Raw genomic sequence first — 17,970 nt, 5'->3', positions numbered from 1 at the left:
CACTGGCCTCACTCCGATCGCGCATTCCCGGACGCGACCGCACATCATCGCCATACGGACGGCGGTCCGGCATCCGGCCATCCACAGACGTCCCGTACGATGGAACCAATCGCACACGAAGGGAACCTCGATGACGAACGCATCGCACACCACAGGGGACACGCCGGAACCACCCGCACCCGCCGCTTCCATCGCGTCCTCGCCTTCCACAACATCGTTGACGTCGACCACCGCACCCGACGCGGCGACGGCCGGCGGCACCGACGCAATCGCCGACGCACCCACCGCCGCCGACCCTTGCGCATGGCGGCCGCTGCCGGCGCGCATCCGCACAGTATGGCTGGTGAACGAAGCCATCGTCTGCGCCGCCTGGCTGGCCGCCTGCGGCATATTCACGGCCATCTGCATGGCGAACCACTGGTGGGGCTTCTGGACGCAACTCACGGCCGGGCTCGCCACGGCCTACGCGGTGCTCGACCTCGTCACGCAGCCGTTGCAGTCGAAATACCTGTACGCGTTCACCCGGTTCCGTCTCGGCGAGCACGATCTCGCCACACGCAAGGGCTGGCTGTTCCGCCGTTCCACCACCACGCCGTACAACCGCGTGCAGCATGTGGACACCCGGCAGAATCCGGTGCAGCGCCGGTTCGGTCTGACCACGGTGGTGGTGTACACCGCCGCCGACGAGCATGAGATCGCCGCGCTCGACACGGCCGAGGCGGAGCGCATGGTCGCGCTGATCGCCGTCCGCGTGGCTTCGGCGAAGGAGGACCTGTGATGGCGACGCCGCCCTGCGACGCCCCCGCCGCCGCCGATCCTTCCATCCCGGCATGGCGTCGCCTGCATCCGGCGGCGTTGATCGTGGGATTGGCCAAGTCGGTGCGCGGCACGGTCGGCTGGTTCGTCGCACTGCTGTTTCTGATGCGCCGGCACCTGTCCGCGCCGGTCATCGCCCTGCTGTTCGTCGCGGCGATCGCGATATCGCTCGCCCTGCCGCTGGTCGACTGGCTCACCACACGCTACCGGTTGGAGGCGGACCGGCTGTCGTTCCGGTCGGGACTGCTGTTCCGCAAGCAACGCATCATCGCCTACGGGGCGATCCATGCAATCAACAGCGTCAGCCCGTTCTATCTGCGCCCGTTCTACGTCATCAGCCTGAGCGTCTCGCCGGTCGGCGCCGACGCGGACATCACGCTGCCGGCCGTGCCCGCGACCCTGCAGACCGAACTGGAACGGCTGCGGGCGCACGCGCGCGACGACGCGGACGCGGCCGCCGCGTCGTCGTCCATCCCCGAGACGACACGGACCGAGACGATGCGTACCGAGACGACGACCACGGAAGCGAGCGCAACCGGAACCTTGCCGGCGCAGGCGAAACCGTCGTCGGAGACGGCACCTTCCGCCGACACCTCCCCCACCGCATCCGTCATCAACTCCCCCACCGCGACCGCCACGCAGCCCACGCCCGCGACCCGCGTCTTCCGCGCATCCACGGCGGACATCCTCCTGTTCGCCGTCACGGACATCGGATTCCTGGCGGCCGCGCTCGTCATCTACGGATTCGTGCAGCAGGTGCAGGACCTCCTGCCGGACGGCATGGTCGACGCCGCCGAACATGCGATAGGCGACGCCGTCATGCGGGGCGTGGCGTCCGGCGCGGTCTCGATCGTCCTGATGATCCTGGCGTGCGTGCTGGCGCTGACGGCCGTGAGCATCGCCACGTCGCTGCTGCGGTTCCACGGGTTCGAAGTGTGGCGGCGCGGCGACGACCTGATGGTGGTGCGCGGCCTGTTCACCCGCCGCACCACCACGATCCCCGTCGGCCGCATCCAGACGATCGTCGTCCGCCGGTCGGCCCTGCGACGCCCGCTGCGCCTCTGCTCCGTGCAGCTCGGGCTCAACGCCGCGTCCAACGACGGCGACGTCTCGTTCTCCGCCAACGTGCTGCCGGTCATCGGTCTGCGACGCGTCGCGCCGACGCTGCGCGCGATGCTGCCGGAATGGGATTGGCCGGCCGACGTCGCCATGCGACGTACCGGCCGCGGCCTCGTCCGCTATTACGTGACGGTTCCGGCCGTCACGACCCTTGCCGCGACGGCCGTCGTCGGCGTCGGCGCGGCGGCCACCCACGCATGGCCATGGTGGGCGGCCGTCGTCCCGCTGGCCGCCGGACTGTGGTGGACGTCCTGCCGATGGCTGAAGGCGCGTACGGAAGGCTACGCGATCCTGCCGGACACATCGGCCGCGGACGGCGGGCACGACGAGAGCGGCGGCGACGCCACGGGAGGCCACGTCGCAACGGATGGACGCGACGGAAACCCCCATGTCGCATCCCGACGCATCATGCCGCATCGCATCATGACGTCCGGCGCGCGCGGCTGGGGGCTGTTCACACTGCTCACGAGACGCGCACGCGTGCAGTCGGTGACGCGGTCGACCACGTTGTGGCGTGAACCGCGCGGCGTCGAAAGCCTGCGGATGTCGCTGTTCGTGATGCACGGCATCGACGAACTGCGACTGCGGTTCCTACGCCGCGACGACGCGGACGCGCTGGAACGCTGGTTCGAGGGCCGAAACGACGAAACGCTCCCCTTCCGTACGGAGGGGGAGCGTCCACACGCGGCTCGACACGTCAGATGATGCCGCGATCGGCGCGGACCCTACCGGAAGCCCACCGGGCTTCCGCCGGCCGACCCCGTCAGATGATGCCGCGATCGGCCAACGGGCCCGGTCCGGCAATCACGGACTCGTCTGCGGCGAGACGCAACATCGGCCTCACCGCTGCCGCGGCTCGGCGCGGACCCTGCTGGAAGCCCACCGGGCTTCCGCCGGCCGACCGCGTCAGATGATGCCGCGGTCGGCCAACGGGCCCGCCCAATCATCCTCGGGCTCACGGGCGGAGGCGACGGGCTCCTCCGGCAGGTGCTTCGCAGGCAGCGTCTTCGGCTTGAACGGGAACTTCTCGGCGCGCATCTTCTCGTACGCGGCGATGTCGTCCTCATGCTGGAGCGTCAGGTCGATGTCGTCATAGCCGTTCATCAGACGCCAACGGGTGTAGTCGTTCACCTCGAACGGCAAGGTCACGTCGCCGCAGGTGACCGTACGGTCCTCAAGGGAGACGGTCATCGGACGGCCCGGCTCCTCCTCCAGCAGCTTCCACAGCAGTTCGACGCTCTCCTGCGGCATGATCGCCGCAAGCACGCCGTTCTTCGCGGTGTTGCCGTAGAAGATGTCGGCGAAGCTCGGCGCGATGACCACGCGGAAACCGTAGTCGTGCAGCGCCCACACGGCGTGCTCGCGGGAGGAGCCGATGCCGAACTCGGGGCCGGCCACGAGAATCTGGCCCTTCGCGTACTCCGGCTTGTTGAGCACGAACTCCGGGTCGCGGCGCCACGCGTAGAACAGGGCGTCATCGAAACCCGTCTTGGTGACGCGCTTCAGGAACACGGCCGGGATGATCTGGTCGGTATCGACGTTGGAACGGCGCAGCGGCACGCCCACGCCTGTCAGAGTGGTGAGTTTTTCCATGATATTGAAATCCTTTGCGTCCTAACAGGTCCCGGTCACAGGTCGGCGGGGCTGGAGATCGTGCCGCGGATGGCGGTGGCGGCGGCCACGGCCGGCGACGCCAGATGCGTGCGAGAACCCTTGCCCTGACGGCCCTCGAAGTTGCGGTTCGACGTCGAGATCGAACGCTCGTTCGGCACAAGCTTGTCCGGGTTCATGCCCAGGCACATCGAGCAGCCGGCGTTGCGCCATTCGGCGCCGAAGTCCTCGAACACCTTGTCGAGGCCCTCGCGCTCCGCCTCGAGACGCACACGCGAGGAGGCGGGCACGACGAGCACGCGGTGGATGTTCTTCGCCTTGTGATGGCCCTTCATGATCGCGGCGGCCTGACGCAGGTCGTCGATGCGGCCGTTCGTGCAGGAGCCGATGAACACGGTGTCCACGGCGATGTCCTTGATGGGCATGCCGGGCTTGAGACCCATGTAGTTGATGGCGCGTTCCGCGGCGGCGCGCTTGGTGGCGTCGGCGATCTCCTCCGGCACCGGCACGTTCGCGGTGATCGGCAGGCCCTGGCCGGGGTTCGTGCCCCACGTGACATACGGACCGAGCTTGGTGGCGTCGATGTCCACCACCTTGTCGAACACGGCGTCGTCGTCGGTCTTCAGGGTCTTCCAGTATTCGACGGCCTTGTCCCACATCTCGCCCTCCGGCGCGTGCGGACGGCCCTTGAGGTATTCGAACGTGGTCTCGTCCGGGGCGATCATGCCGGCGCGGGCGCCCGCCTCGATGGACATGTTGCACACGGTCATGCGCTCGTCCATCGTGAGGTTGCGGATCGCCTCGCCGCGGTATTCGATGACATGGCCCTGGCCGCCGCCGGTGCCGATCTTCGCGATGATCGCGAGGATGATGTCCTTCGCGGTGGCGTCCTCCGGCAGCTTGCCGTTGACGTTGATGGCCATCGTCTTGAACGGCTTGAGGCTCAGCGTCTGCGTGGCCATCACATGCTCGACCTCGCTGGTGCCGATGCCGAACGCCAGCGCGCCGAACGCGCCGTGCGTGGACGTGTGCGAGTCGCCGCACACGATGGTCATGCCCGGCTGGGTGAGGCCCAGGATCGGGGCGAACGCGTGGACGATGCCCTGGTCGGCGTCGCCGAGCGGGTGCAGGCGCACGCCGAACTCCTTGCAGTTCTTCTCCAGCGTGCTCAGCTGCAGGGCGCTCGTCTTGTCCGGATTCGGACGGTCGATGTCCACCGTGGGCGTGTTGTGGTCCTCGGTGGCGATGAGCTGATCGACATGGCGCGGCTTGCGGCCGGCCAGACGCAGCCCCTCGAACGCCTGCGGGCTGGTGACCTCATGCATGAGCATCAGGTCGATGTACAGCAGGTCGGGCGCCCCATCGCTGCCCTTCCGTACCAGATGATCGGCCCAGACCTTCTCGGCCAGTGTCGTTCCCATGGGAAATTCCTCCTGTTTTCTTGGCGCCAGGTATTGTGTTTGCGCCTTGTTCGTGGTATTAGCGTAGAGGCTCGGGTTGGGGGCGAGCATGCCCCGGCCGGATTATGAGATGTGGGCGGGCGGCGCTTGGATTCGCTTGGAATCACGCCGAAACCGGCCGCGGCGGCACCCATGGCGGCGCCGTGACAGCGCGTGGTTCGGACGGGCTTCGGAGGAGGATTCCGGGCCAGACAACGATGGGAACGCGCACATGTTCCACGAATCGGTCATCGTCCGGCGCACGGCGTTCGCCTCGTGGTAAACTGCCTCGATTTGCCATTTCACTATGTGAGATGGTATAAACGGGAATCATGACTTCAATGCACTCAGACACCGCTGTGGCCGAAGAGCCGTCAGCCACGCAGGAAGCGACCGACGACCAGACCACCGCTACGCCCGATCAGAATGACGGCGAAGTGCATTCCGGCGTCGGCGTGCTTGACAAGACCGTGAAGATTCTCGATGCGCTCGAGACCGGTCCCTCCACTCTCGGCCAGCTCGTGGCCGCCACCGGACTGGCCCGACCCACCGCGCACCGTCTCGCCATCGCGTTGGAACGCCACCGTTTCGTGCTGCGCGACCAGCACGGCCGTTTCGTGCTCGGCTCCCGCTTCGCCGAACTGGCCGCGGCCGCCGGCGAAGATCGCCTGCTCACCGCCGCCGGCCCGATCCTGCAGACCCTGCTCGATCGAACCGGCGAATCCGCGCAGATCTACCGCCGTCAGGGCGACCAGCGCGTGTGCATCGCCGCCGTGGAACGCGCCTCCGGCCTGCGCGATTCCATCCCCGTGGGCGCAATGCTGTCCATGGAGGCCGGATCCGCCGCGCAGATCCTGCTCGCCTGGGAGGATTCCGACCGCATGCATCAGGGCCTGCGCCACGCCAAGTTCAACGCGACCAAGCTGGCCGCCGTGCGCAAGCGCGGCTGGTCCGAATCGGTCAACGAGCGCGAGGAGGGCGTGTGCTCGATCTCCGCGCCGATCCGCAACGCGTCCGGCCAGGTCATCGCCGCCATCTCCATCTCCGGCCCGTCCGGCCGCATGGGCAACGCGCCCGGCCGCCGCTACGCGCCGTTGGTCATGGCCGCCGGCAAGTACCTCACCGAGGCGCTCATCAAGGCCTCGTCCGGCCGCTGACCATTCTCGTCAGGTCGGCTTGCAACGTTGGCCGTTGCCGTCATTACGATGATTACGACCAACGCCACGGACATAATCACGTTACGAGGGGTGTCTTCCGCGCTTGGAAGACACCTTTCTTCGTTATCAGGGGTGCCTCTCCGCCCCATCCCGGGGTATCATACCCTATTCCGTCTTGATATTCCGCCATTCCCAACATGGTGATACTTCGAGGTCTACCCCTCGCAACGCGGTTGGATGTCCGGAAAGGCCTCAATGTACCCCACGTAACGCAGTCAGCGCCCCGACCGGTTCCGCGCGCACCGCAACACACCCAGCATTCCTCGCCCAGTTCAGCTGAACAGCCCCTTGAGCTGGCTCCACAGGCTGGGCTTGCGCAGCAGGTCGTCGCCCTCCCCCTCCTGGGGAGGCTGTGCGTTGAGCGCGTACGTGTACGCCTTCTTCGAACTGGGCTTGCCGACCAGTTCGCCGAACTCCAGCAGCTGCGTACGCGGGCGGTACGGATGCCGGATGTCGAATTCGATGAGGCGGGCCGCACGCTTGGCCGGTGCCGGACCATACGAGCCGAACCCGCACGTGGGCGCGGCGGCCATGAGCACGCCGCCCAGTTCGCCGACGAAACCGTTGCGATGGTCGTGTCCGGTGGCCACTCCTATATATACGTACGTATCCGTCTCATGCGCGTGTGCGGCCGACGGTGCCGACGCCGAGGCGTCCGGCGCATCCGACATTCCCGTCGTACCCGACATCACCTGCTCGCCATCGGTCGTACGGCCATCATCGGCGGCGCGCCCCGAGCCGTCCCCGCGCAGGATTGCGAACTCCTCCGAAGCGTCCGGGCAACTGATGCCTTCGCCCAGATAGCCGCCCGGCTGCACCTTGCTCTCGTCCAAGACGTAGTAGTGGGCCGCATGCGCGCGATACCCCTGCATGGCGTAGGGCGTGGTGGACGAGACCGGCTTGAGCAGGTCGTAGTATTCCGGCAGCGGCATGTGCTGGAACACCGCGGATCGGGCGCCAATGAGGTCCGGCACCGCGCGCAGGAACTCCAATGCCCCGCTGTCCGGCCCGGAGAAGCCGCCGCCGTGCGCGTAGTCGCCCGAATCGAGAACGACGAGCCCCAGCACCGTGCGCTTGTTCTCCTGATCGGACACGGGCAGGGCGAACGTGCCGGCCGCGTGCGGGTAGACCACTTGGTCATGCAGGAGCGCATCCGCGGGCAGCACGTGGGCTTCGGCACCGGGCTCGGGGTTCACGCATCCGGGGAACGACCGGTAGATGGCGTCGAGCTCCGTGTTGTCCAATCCGCATTGGAAGTCGTGGTTGCCGTAGGTGACGGCGAACGGCACGCGGCGGGAGGTCAGCGGTTCGAGGAACCGGGCGATAGCGCCGCGGACGAGCTCACGGGTCTTCCCGAGCGCCGCTTCGGCGTCGTCCGGATCGTCGTATTCGCGCGGTGCGCTCCACCGGCGTTTGCGGAACGTCTCGGCGAAGGCGGGATCGTAGCCGGCGATCTGGTTGCCGGTGAACACCACCAGATCCGGACGGACGGCGTCGAGACTGGCTTCGATGAGTCGGATGGTGTCCTTGGCGACGTTCGGTCCGTCCTGGATGTCGGCGAGCTGAAGCACACGGAATTTGCCGGAGTGATGGAATTGCAGACGTCCCAATCTGGCGGACACGGACAGGGGACGGGTGTCCCCCGCCTCCGCCGGCCTGATCCTCGGCTTTGAAGACATGCCCTCGGGCGCGCGTTGTGTTTCCGTCATAGCTCCTACTGTAATGCGACAGCCCCCGGGAATCCTCGCACTGAGGCAGTGTCAGCACAACAAATCCCGGACAACCCGGACAACCCCCGGGATTCCTTGTACCGAGGCAGTGTCAGCACAACAAATCCCGGATATTCCGACCCATCTCCGGGAAACCTTGCACTGAAACACCGTCAGCACAACAAATCCCGGAAATGGCCGACGGGACGCCTCGTCACCCCGATGCCGGTGTGTCATGGGCCTGAGAACAAGAAAACCCTCGCTTTCGCGAGGGTTTTCATTGGCTGGGGTGCCTGGACTCGAACCAAGAATGGCTGAACCAGAATCAGCTGTGTTGCCAATTACACCACACCCCAATTGGGCTGGCGTAACAACTCCAAGGAGTTGTCCGTCGTACCCCCAACCGGATTTGAACCGGTGTTGGCGCCGTGAGAGGGCGTAGTCCTAGACCGCTAGACGATGGGGGCTTATTCACTTTTCAGTGGCTGCTCGGCGAACCGCGCAACGAGTGATTAATATACGCGGGTACCCGCAGGTACGCAAATCACGGCGTGTCGCCAGTATTTCCAACGGTTTCAGACCCCATGAACCATTGGCCCCACACCGGTTCCCACGAAATTCCGCCGCCAAGAACTCCCCCGACGCATAGTTCCCGTCGTCATCCCGAACGAAATCACGGCATACTCCACCATCAGCGTCAGATCTCCGCCAACCTTGGCACGGAAACGCCGCTCGACACCCACCAGCGTCACATCCCAGCCAAGCCCGGCACGAAAACGCCGCTCGACACCCACCAGCGTCACATCCCAGCCAAGCCCGGCACGAAAACGCCGCCCGACACCCACCAGCGTCAGATCCCCGCCAACCATGGAACGGAAACGACGCCCGACACACATCGGCGTCACATCCCAGCCAAGCCTGGCACGAAAACGACGCCCACACCCATGCCAGCGTCGCATCTTTGCCAAGTCTGGCACGGAACAACCTCCAAACGCCCCCGCAGCGTCAGATCCCCGCCAACCATGGAACGGAAACGACGCCCGACACACATCGGCGTCACATCCCCGCCAACCATGGCACGGAAACGCCACCCATCCCGGCCTGACGGCCCGCCCGCCGCTCGACCCCCTCCATCCGGACACGGCGACAACGCGAAGAACCCCGGCTCGATGAGCCGGGGTTCTTCCTGTCCGTACCCCCAACCGGATTTGAACCGGTGTTGGCGCCGTGAGAGGGCGTAGTCCTAGACCGCTAGACGATGGGGGCTTGAGTTATCCGCTGCGGCGTGAACCGCAACGAGTGGTTAATATACGGGAACATTCCACCGGCGTCAACCACGGCGTGTCACATCGTGATTCCTTGATTGACAGCACCTCGCCACCGTGGCAGAAACCAGCGCCGCAATCCCACCTGCGCTCATACCGCGGCACCGACGCGCGAAGTCCATCACCCCGAACGACAGGAGGGCACCCGCCCAACGGCGGATGCCCTCCTGATGCACACGTAGCCGACGCACACGTGGCGATCACTCCGCGGCAGACCGCGGCCGATCACCACATCACAGGTGCTCGCGCAGCCCCTTGAGACGAGCGAGCGTCAGATCGCGGCCGACGATCTCCATGCTCTCGAACAGCGGCGGGGAGACGCGGCGGCCGGACATGGCGACGCGCACCGGGCCGAAGGCGAGGCGCGGCTTGTATCCGCCCTCCTCCACGAGCGCCTTGTTGAGCGTCTCATGCAGGGTGTCGGTCTTCCAATCGGCTTCGGAGACGCCTTCGAGCGCGGCGATCGCAAGGTCGAGCACGGCCGGGGCGGAATCCTTGAGCTGCTTCCTCGCGCCGTCGTCCGGCTCGATGTACTCGGCGGTGGACAGCAGGGAGCCAACCATGCCGGCGACCTCGCCGAGCAGACGCACGCGGGTCTGGACGAGCGGGGCGGCGGCGGTCAGGATCTCCTGCTCGCGCGCGGTCAGCGCATCCCACGAATCGGCGGAGACGACGCCGTCGCGGTGCAGGTACGGCACGGAACGGTTGAGGAAGTCCTGCGGCTCGAGCATGCGCACGTGCTCGGCATTGATGGAGATGGCCTTGTCGAGGTCGAAGCGGGCCGGGTTGGCCTTGACGTCGCGCACGTCGAACTTGGCGATCATCTCGTCCATGGAGAACACGTCGCGGTCCGGGGCGATGGACCAGCCGAGCAGCGCCAGGTAGTTGAGCAGGCCTTCGCGGATGAAGCCGGCGTCGCGGTGGTTGAACAGGTTGGACTCCGGGTCGCGCTTGGAGAGCTTCTTGTTGCCCTGGCCCATCACGTACGGCATGTGGCCGAACAGCGGCATCTGCTTGGCGATGCCCAGTTCCATGAGGTAGCGGTAGAGCACGATCTGGCGCGGAGTGGAGCTCAGCAGGTCCTCGCCGCGCAGCACCACGTTGATGTCCATCATGGCGTCGTCCACCGGGTTGGTGAGCGTGTACAGCGGGTCGCCGTTCGGGCGGACGATGACGTAGTCCGGCACGGAACCGGCCTTGAATTCGATGGTGCCGCGGATGAGGTCGTCGAAGGCGATGTCCTCGTCGGGCATGCGGATGCGCAGCGCGGGCTTGCGGCCTTCGGCGCGGAAGGCGGCCTTCTGCTCTTCGGTGAGGTCGCGGTCGTAGCCGTCGTAGCCGAATTCGGCCGGGCGGCCGGCGGCGAGGTTGCGTTCCTTGATCTCCTCCGGCGTGGAGAAGGATTCGTAGGCGTAGCCGGCTTCGAGCAGCTTGGCGGCGACGTCCTTGTAGATGGCGGTGCGCTCGGACTGGCGGTACGGGCCGTGGGGGCCGCCCACTTCGATGCCTTCGTCCCAGTCGATGCCCAGCCAGCGCAGGGATTCGAGGATCTGGTTGTAGCTTTCCTCGCTGTCGCGCTGGGCGTCGGTGTCTTCGATGCGGAAGACGAGCGTGCCGCCGGTGGCGCGCGCCTCGGCCCAGTTGAACAGGGCGGTGCGGATCATGCCGACGTGCGGCGTGCCGGTCGGGGACGGGCAGAAGCGGACACGGACGTCCTTCGGCAGTTCAGGCTTGTGGTTTTTTGCGTTTTCGGTTGCGTTTGCAGCTTCGGTCATGGTTCCCTATTGTGCCGCGCAAGGGCGACGGCCCGCGCCGTGCCGACTTCCGTCGTCACGATCCGTCCGCGTCGATGGACACCGATGGCCGACGACGGGCGACGACGCCGTTCCAGCGCCGCGCCGACGCCGCTCCGGCGGGTGATATGTTCCGTTCCGCGGGAATGTGTTGGATAATGGCCATGTATCCGCGTCTTCGAAAGGGGAAGATCGTCATGAGCACACCGAGCAACGTGCCGCTGCCGCCGAATCCGGGGTATGGCGCAGACGGACAACAGCCCGAGCAGTACGCGCAGGGGAACCAGCCGTCCCAGTACGGGCAGGCAGCGCCCGCCGCACCGGAATACGGTTCGACGCCGGCCTACGGCGAGACACCGCAATACGGCCAGTACGGCGAGCAGCCGCCGGCACCGCAGTACGCCCAGACAGCACCCGCGGCACCGGAATACGGTCAGGCGGCGCCGGCCTATGAGCAGCCGGGGCAGGTCTCCTACGACCAGGCCGCGCCCGCGCCGGAATACGGACAGGCCTCCGCCCCCGCATACGGCGCGGTCCCGCAGTCGCCGCAGCCCGAGCAGCCCGGCGTCTGGCAGGCGGCTCCCTCCGCCGGCTACGATGCGTACGCCGCGCAGCAGCCCGGCGTTGCCGCCGCGGCCTACGCGGGCAACGGCGAACCGACGCTGGACCAGCCGTACTACGGCTGCTCGCTGCCGGAGGCGTTCCTGCGCTTCTGGAAGAAGTACGCCACGTTCTCCGGCCGCGCCTCCCGTTCCGAGTTCTGGTGGTGGGAACTGATCGCGTCACTGGCCACCTTGCTGTTCTTCCTGCTGGACTTCGTCACGCGCGACAACGCCGCCAACGGATTCGTCTCGTTCCTGCAGATGGCGTGGAGTCTCGCCATCCTCGTGCCGTCCCTGGCGCTCGCCGTGCGTCGTCTGCATGACACCAACCGCGCCGGCTGGTGGCTCGCCATCTTCTACGGCGTGATGTTCGTCGGCTACATCGTCCTCATCGTGGGTGCCGGCGTGGCCATCTTCAGTGGTCTGGGCTACGGTCTGGGCGCCGGCGACGGTTACGGCGCGGCGGCGGCCGGCGGCGTCGTGGCCATCGTCATCGGAGGATTGCTCGTGCTGGTGCCGAGCATCGTGTGGCTGGTGTTCATGGTGGGCGGCCCCAAGCCGGAAGGCGCCCGATTCGACAAGCCTTCGCAGCGGTACGGCACCCCGGTCAACGCGTACAACCAGCCGTACGGCGCGCCCGCGGCGCCGGCTCCCGGCGCACCGTACGGCGCTCCGGAGGCGCATGGCGCCTACGGCAACCCGTATGAGGCCGCCCCCGCCCCGTACGCCGATCCGAACGCCGCGGGATACGGCGCGGCCCAGCCGGCTGCCCCGGCAGGTACCACCTACGGCGAACAGCCGGCGACGACGCCTGTATACGGCGAACAGGCCCCGGCCTATGGCGCCCCGACGACGCCGGAATACGGCGCTGCTCCCGCCGCATCGGGCGTCCCCGCCTACGGTGAGCAGCCGGCGACGTCGACGTACGGCGCCGCGCCCGTCCCCACCTACGGCGAACAGCCGTCGGCCGTTCCATCCGTGCCGCTGCCGACGACGCCCACCGCCGCCTCCGAACCGGCCGCCACGCAGGAGCCGGCCCAGACGCCGTACGGACAGGACAACCCGTACCAGAACGGCGCCAACGCCTGACCGATACGAACGCAATGAACGACGAGGCCCGTCCCGCTGGAACAGAGCGGGACGGGCCTCGTCGTCGGGTCAGACCCTGCCGACCACGCCGAGCGCGTCGAGCGCAAATCCGGCGGGACCAACGGATGCCGTACGGAAGACCACCGTGTGACGGCCGTACTCCAAGCCATCCAGACGGAACTCGCAGCGCAGCGAACCGTTCGTCGCGTGCACGGGCGCGGCGGACCGAACCTGCTTCCCGTCGACGAACACGTCGAGACGCGCGGAGCCGTCGGACGGCCCGAACAGGTCGACGCCGGTGCCGTCGAACGTCAGCGCGACCGACGCGCCGGCCGAAGCGGCGCGGGAGATCGTACGCAGGTACGTGAACATGCCCTGGCCGTTGTCGTGCGTCCACGGACCGGCATACCGCAGCACCTCGGAGCCGTCGTCCCACGAACGCATGTGCATGTCGTCGATGAGCTGGTCGTAGTAGGGCGCGTGGCCTTCGACGCGCTCCACCTTGAGGTTGGAGAAGCGCACGTGGTCGAAGCTCGTGCCGAGGTTCACGCGGCCGGCGGACTGCAACGCGTCGTCGGACCAGATGGCGACCTGCGCGCCGTTGACGAACACGGTGGCGGTGGTGCCGGCCACACGCAGCGTGATGGTGTTCCACGCACCCGCACCCGGCGTGAACGGCGTCGTGCCGGCTTCGGCGGCACGCTTGCGCAGGTCCTCGAGATGACCGCGACGCACCTCGTTGCCGAAGTTGCGCAGCAGCCAGATGCCGTCGGCGCGGATCTTGAAGTCGACGCCGCAGATGTCGGTGGTGAACTTGTTCCCGCCCATCTCGCGGGCGCCGACCACCACGTAGGGCGCGCGGCCCGGGTAGTCCTCGAACTTCACGTCGACGGAGACCTGGTAGTCGGTCCAGCGCATGTCGCCGATCGCGGTGCGCGGCTCGCCCTCGATCCACGCGTTGCCGGCGTGGTTCCAGTCGATCTGCTGGCGCAGCACGTGGCCGCGTTCGGGGTCGGGCACGATCTCGAACGCGCCGTTCGTGTCCGTGGTGTAGCGGGCGGTCGCGCCGGACGCGCCGCCGCGAGACTCCAGATAGTCCTCGTCGGCCAGCGCGTCATGCTTGAAGACCTGGACCGGCTTCTCGTCCTCGTAGCGGAAGTCGTCGGCGTACAGGACGCCGCCCTCCGGATCGACGTCGAGCACCGGGCGGACGGCTTCGGCGGTATGCGGCAGATCATATTCGTAGCCGGGCTTGGGCGTGTAGCGGCCCTCGCATGTCTCGCCTGAACGGTCGGCATCGTCGTCGGCGGCCGGGCCGAACGTGTCGAGCGTTGTGGCGGTGACGATGCTCCACGGTTCGACGGTGAGCGTGTACGTCACGACGGCGTCGTTCTCGCGCGTCTCGGCACGGCCGTCCGTTTCGGCCGGATACGCGGGCGGCACCACGGTGAGCGGACGACGGTAGTTCGCGTCGTACGGTTCGCCGGCGGCCGCGTCGGCGGCTTTGGTGACCCACACCTGCAGCGGCTTGCCGAACGCCTTCAACGCATGCCCGGTGGTGATGACGTACGTCTTCGGACGGGCGGAATCGTTGACGATGACGGTGCTGAAGTCCTCGCCGGTCGGATCGGCGAGGGTCAGGTAGGAGGGTTCGCCGTGGCGGGCCCCGTTGACGGGGTTGTTGCCGCCGACCTCGCTGCCGGACGCGGACGGGATGGCGCGCCAGATGCCGTCGACCTCGGTGCCGTCGTTGAGCCGCGGGAAACCGAGCTTCGCGAACTTGGTGAAATGCTCGAGCACGGCGCAGCCGGCGTCGTAGTACATCCAGCCGCTCCACGGGTCGCGGGCGGAGATGAGCTCCTTGGACGCGTACTCCATGTTCTCGTAGCAGGAGCCGATGGCCGGCTGGTAGATGGCGTGCGTACGGCGGGATTCGACGAAGCCCTTGATGAGGGTGTTCGCCATCTCGAGGGCGCTGCCTGAACCGCCGATGCCGGTGCCGGTGCGTTCGCCGAGGCCATCGTCCATCGTGTTGTTCGGACGGTCGGCGGAGTTGGAGAACGTGGCCTGCGCCTCGGAGTTCCAGATCTCCTGGTCGAATTCGCCGGCGAGACGCTTGAAACTGTCGTCCGGATCGTCCTCGACGGAGTAATGGTAGGAGGCCACGTCCATGGCCTCGAGGTACTTCGGATTGGCGATGATGTCACCGCCGAACGTGCCGGTGACCTCCTCGTCGGAGGTGATGACCTTGATGGCGTGGAACATGTCGCGTTCCTCGTCGCTTGCGAAGCCGGCGTTCGGGTCGTCGGGGCCGTTGCCGATGAAGCCCTCCGTGTCGGTGTGGACGCGGTGCGCGAAGTCCGCCACCCAGTCGAGGTCGGCGGTGCGCTCGTTGACGTCGGGGTTGACCGAATCGACCATGAAGCCGTATTCGCGGTAGGCGGCGAGGATGGTGTTCTTGTACCACTTGTAGACGTCGTCGTTGGAGTGGACCCAGGTGGGGGCCATCCAGCGCAGGATGCTCACATGCACGGACGGCTGGTAGCGGCGTGCGTCGGCGGCGAGCTGGAAGCCGGGTTCGCGGCGGACCTGCGGGTATTCGTCGCGTTCGCGCATGGTGGCGACGTTAGGGCCGGTGGAGTTGTTGCGATCGTTGCCCATCTCCACCTTGACGGTGTTCATGAGCGGACGGTCGCCGGCGAACAGGGTCTCGACGAGCTTCCAGTAGGCTTCGGGGCTTTCGGCCTTGTAGTCCATGAGGAGGCTGGAGGTGGCGTTGCCGCTCAACAGGCCGAAGCCCTTGTAGGTGAGTCCGTTGCGGTTGGTCGCCGCGGCGGCGACGTCGGCCGCGTCGATGGCGATACGGACGACGTCCGGCCACGCCTCGCCGCCGATGGTGGGTGCAGGCATGGGCTCGGGGGTCGAATCAGCCATGATTGGTTCTCTTTTCTGATTGATTAGTACAGTTTTGCTCAGAAACAATCATAAATGATGATGAGTGGTCACGCGGCCGAATCACCCAAGAAACTCCGCCGCGTCCGTTTCTATAGAATCGGACGCAAAGCGCATCCGCATCCGCCCGAAAACGTCCGTTTCTATAGAAACGGGCGTGACAGCGCCTCCCAAGCCTCTCTGAGCATCCGTTTCTATAGAATCGAGCGCAAACCAAGCGCCCAAGCACCGCGAAACGCCACATCCTACAGAATCGGACGCAACAGCGCCTCCCAAACCTCTCCGAACGCTCGATTCTATAGAATCGGACGCAAAGCGGGCGCCCAGGCACCACGAAACGCCACATCCTACAGAATCGGACGCAAAGCAGACCCGCACCCACCCGAAAACGCTCGATTCTATAGAATCGGACGCGAAAGCGGATCAGTCGTACAGAGCCACGAGCCGACGATCGTGCGCCTCACGGGCCATCGCCAAGGCGAGCGCACGGAACTGCCACCGCACACCGGCCCACAGCACGAACGCGACCACCCCCGTGGCGAGCACTGCCACCAGAATCGGACTGCGCATGGCACCCCACGCGTACACGGCGAGCACACACGCGTTGACGACGAGCATGACGAACCGGCGCACGCCGCACAGGTAGCCGTTGCGTAACAGGGAACGCCACTTCGCCTTCGGAAACTCCACGACGAGACCTAACGCCACCAACGCCGCCTCGACGGAGATGACGGCCACCACGAACAGCAGCGGCACGAACAACTGTCCCCACGCCACCTGCATGAGCAGCTGCGCGTCATACAACGCGAGGAACTCGACCACACCGAACGTCACCCCGACCGCGAGCGCACGAAGGCCGACACGACGGTACGCGGCGAAATACGGCCGGAACACGGCGACGGAGACGTCGGAGGGAACGTAGGGCGCGGCGATCCAGCCGGGCAGGTCACGGCCGGACTCGGCGAGCGCGTTCAGCGCGTCGCGCCGCGAAGCGGTGAGGAACACCGGATGGTCCCGGAACATCGCGAAGGAAGCGGCCACGCCCGGCGCGGACAGGGCCGCGGCGGCCAGAACCAGCGGATAGAACCGCCGCCCGGGCGCGAAGACGAACGCGAGCACGAGCGGCAGACACCCGATCAGTGTCAGCACGGACATGGCGAGCAGCAGATAGACCACGTTCGCCACGGTGAGGAACGCGTTCGCGGAAAAGCGAGGACGGGACCTTCGCGCCTCCATGATGACTCCTTTCGCATTGGACGCGGCACGCCCGCGCAGAGACGCACTTCAGCGGCACCGACCGGAGCGGCGCCACGGACGACCAGCGTCCGCCGGACCGTCCGCGCAACTCGTCAGCCCTTCATGCCCGAAGTGGCGATACCTTCGATGAACTGCTTCTGCCCGATGAGGAAGACCACGAGGATCGGCAGCACGGAGAGCACGGATCCGGTCATGATCATCGAGTAGTCGGCATCGTACTGGGAGATGAAGGTCTTGAGACCCAGCTGGATGGTGTACAGGTCGGGCGAACGCAGGTAGAGCAGCGGGCCCATGTAGTCGTTCCACGTGTTCGTGAACGTGATGATCGCGAGCGCGGCGATCGACGAGCCGGACAACGGCAGGATGATGCGACGGTAGATACCGAATTCGCTCAGGCCGTCGAGGCGCGCGGCCTCGGAGAGCGAGTCGGGGATCGTGTCGTAGAACTGCTTCATCATGAACACGCCGAACGCGCCGAACGCCTGCAGCAGGATGATGGACCAGCGGGTGTCGTTGAGCCCCACGATCGAAAGCATCTTGAACTGCGGGATCATGTACGCCTGCCACGGCACGGCCATCGTCGCCACGTAGACAAGGAAGAGGGTGTTGCGGCCGGGGAAGTTGATCTTCGAAAAGCCGTACGCGGCAAACGAGCCGGTGAACACCTGCAGGAACGTCACCACCACGGCGAAGAACACGGTGTTGCCGAGCCAGCCGAGCATGTCGGCGCGCTGCCAGATCTGCGCGTAGTGTTCGAAATGCCAGGTGTCCGGCAGCCATTTGACCGGGACCATGTAGATCTCGTTGTTGTTCTTCAGCGAGGCGAGCACCATCCACACGAACGGCAGCACCACGAACACGCTGATGACGATCATCACGGCGTAGCCGAGGATCATGGCGGCGATGCGTCCGGCGGAGGGCCGGTTGGTGTTGAAGGGGATGTCCGCGGCCTTGCACGACGAACCCGCGCCTGCGCCCGAAGCGCCCGACGCGCCCGCAGCCGAAGAGACGGAACCGGAGGAAGTCGGAACAGCGCTCATC

At 66.6% G+C, this 17,970-nt stretch carries 12 protein-coding genes and 3 tRNA genes; 4 read left to right on the top strand and 11 right to left on the bottom strand.

Features of this window, described 5'->3' with window-relative positions; translation table 11 throughout:
* Window positions 1-130: 130 nt before the first annotated feature.
* Complete coding sequence (locus JS531_RS01730; RefSeq protein WP_214311803.1) at window positions 131-778, top strand: PH domain-containing protein; 648 nt, start codon at window positions 131-133, stop codon at window positions 776-778.
* On the top strand, window positions 778-2,640 hold the full coding sequence (locus JS531_RS01725) for a PH domain-containing protein (protein ID WP_214311801.1): 1,863 nt from the start codon (window positions 778-780) through the stop codon (window positions 2,638-2,640). Before JS531_RS01730 ends, JS531_RS01725 begins: the two co-directional genes overlap by 1 nt.
* A gap of 201 nt (window positions 2,641-2,841) precedes the next feature.
* On the opposite strand, the gene leuD is transcribed toward JS531_RS01725, so the two are convergent.
* Together leuD and leuC are read right to left on the bottom strand one after the other, a co-directional pair.
* Window positions 2,842-3,528 carry a 3-isopropylmalate dehydratase small subunit gene (gene leuD / locus JS531_RS01720; protein WP_214311800.1) on the bottom strand — a complete coding sequence of 229 codons (687 nt, stop codon included), beginning with the start codon at window positions 3,526-3,528 and terminating at the stop codon, window positions 2,842-2,844.
* Window positions 3,529-3,563: 35 nt separating this feature from the next.
* Window positions 3,564-4,967 carry a 3-isopropylmalate dehydratase large subunit gene (gene leuC, locus JS531_RS01715; protein WP_214311799.1) on the bottom strand — a complete coding sequence of 468 codons (1,404 nt, stop codon included), beginning with the start codon at window positions 4,965-4,967 and terminating at the stop codon, window positions 3,564-3,566.
* Window positions 4,968-5,317: 350 nt separating this feature from the next.
* Here leuC and JS531_RS01710 point away from each other — a divergent pair, with 350 nt between their 5' ends.
* Window positions 5,318-6,142: an IclR family transcriptional regulator gene (locus JS531_RS01710; RefSeq protein WP_236034364.1), complete on the top strand. Its 825-nt coding sequence runs from the start codon at window positions 5,318-5,320 to the stop codon at window positions 6,140-6,142.
* 332 nt (window positions 6,143-6,474) lie between these two features.
* On the opposite strand, the gene JS531_RS01705 is transcribed toward JS531_RS01710, so the two are convergent.
* From JS531_RS01705 to gltX, 6 genes are all read right to left on the bottom strand, one after another.
* Window positions 6,475-7,911 (bottom strand): metallophosphoesterase, encoded by a 1,437-nt coding sequence (locus JS531_RS01705; protein WP_214311798.1) that lies wholly within the window; start codon window positions 7,909-7,911, stop codon window positions 6,475-6,477.
* Between the two features lie 281 nt (window positions 7,912-8,192).
* A tRNA-Gln gene (locus JS531_RS01700) sits at window positions 8,193-8,267 on the bottom strand.
* A 38-nt stretch (window positions 8,268-8,305) separates the two neighbouring features.
* A tRNA-Glu gene (locus JS531_RS01695) sits at window positions 8,306-8,378 on the bottom strand.
* A gap of 108 nt (window positions 8,379-8,486) precedes the next feature.
* Window positions 8,487-8,888, bottom strand: a complete 402-nt coding sequence (locus JS531_RS01690; RefSeq protein ID WP_214311796.1) for a hypothetical protein — start codon at window positions 8,886-8,888, stop codon at window positions 8,487-8,489.
* A gap of 216 nt (window positions 8,889-9,104) precedes the next feature.
* Window positions 9,105-9,177 (bottom strand) — tRNA-Glu (locus JS531_RS01685).
* Between the two features lie 292 nt (window positions 9,178-9,469).
* A complete protein-coding gene (gene gltX, locus JS531_RS01680; RefSeq protein WP_214311789.1) occupies window positions 9,470-11,011 on the bottom strand; it encodes a glutamate--tRNA ligase in 1,542 nt (513 codons plus the stop codon).
* Between the two features lie 215 nt (window positions 11,012-11,226).
* Between gltX and JS531_RS11220 the strand changes: the two genes are divergently transcribed.
* The gene (locus tag JS531_RS11220) at window positions 11,227-12,720 is read left to right on the top strand and encodes a DUF805 domain-containing protein (protein WP_214311787.1); all 1,494 of its coding nucleotides are present in this window, start codon (window positions 11,227-11,229) and stop codon (window positions 12,718-12,720) included.
* Window positions 12,721-12,789: 69 nt separating this feature from the next.
* On the opposite strand, the gene JS531_RS01670 is transcribed toward JS531_RS11220, so the two are convergent.
* The 3 genes from JS531_RS01670 to JS531_RS01660 form a co-directional block, all read right to left on the bottom strand.
* Complete coding sequence (locus JS531_RS01670) at window positions 12,790-15,654, bottom strand: hypothetical protein (RefSeq protein WP_214311785.1); 2,865 nt, start codon at window positions 15,652-15,654, stop codon at window positions 12,790-12,792.
* A gap of 441 nt (window positions 15,655-16,095) precedes the next feature.
* Complete coding sequence (locus JS531_RS01665; RefSeq protein ID WP_214311783.1) at window positions 16,096-16,908, bottom strand: hypothetical protein; 813 nt, start codon at window positions 16,906-16,908, stop codon at window positions 16,096-16,098.
* Window positions 16,909-17,021: 113 nt separating this feature from the next.
* Entirely contained in the window at window positions 17,022-17,969 is a 948-nt protein-coding gene (locus JS531_RS01660; protein ID WP_214311781.1) for a carbohydrate ABC transporter permease, read from the bottom strand.
* Window position 17,970: the final 1 nt, after the last annotated feature.

Origin of the sequence: Bifidobacterium sp. CP2 (genome assembly GCF_018555635.1) — a bacterium.
Lineage (GTDB): Bacteria > Actinomycetota > Actinomycetes > Actinomycetales > Bifidobacteriaceae > Bifidobacterium > Bifidobacterium saguinibicoloris.
This window is presented reverse-complemented; position numbering and strand designations above follow the sequence as displayed.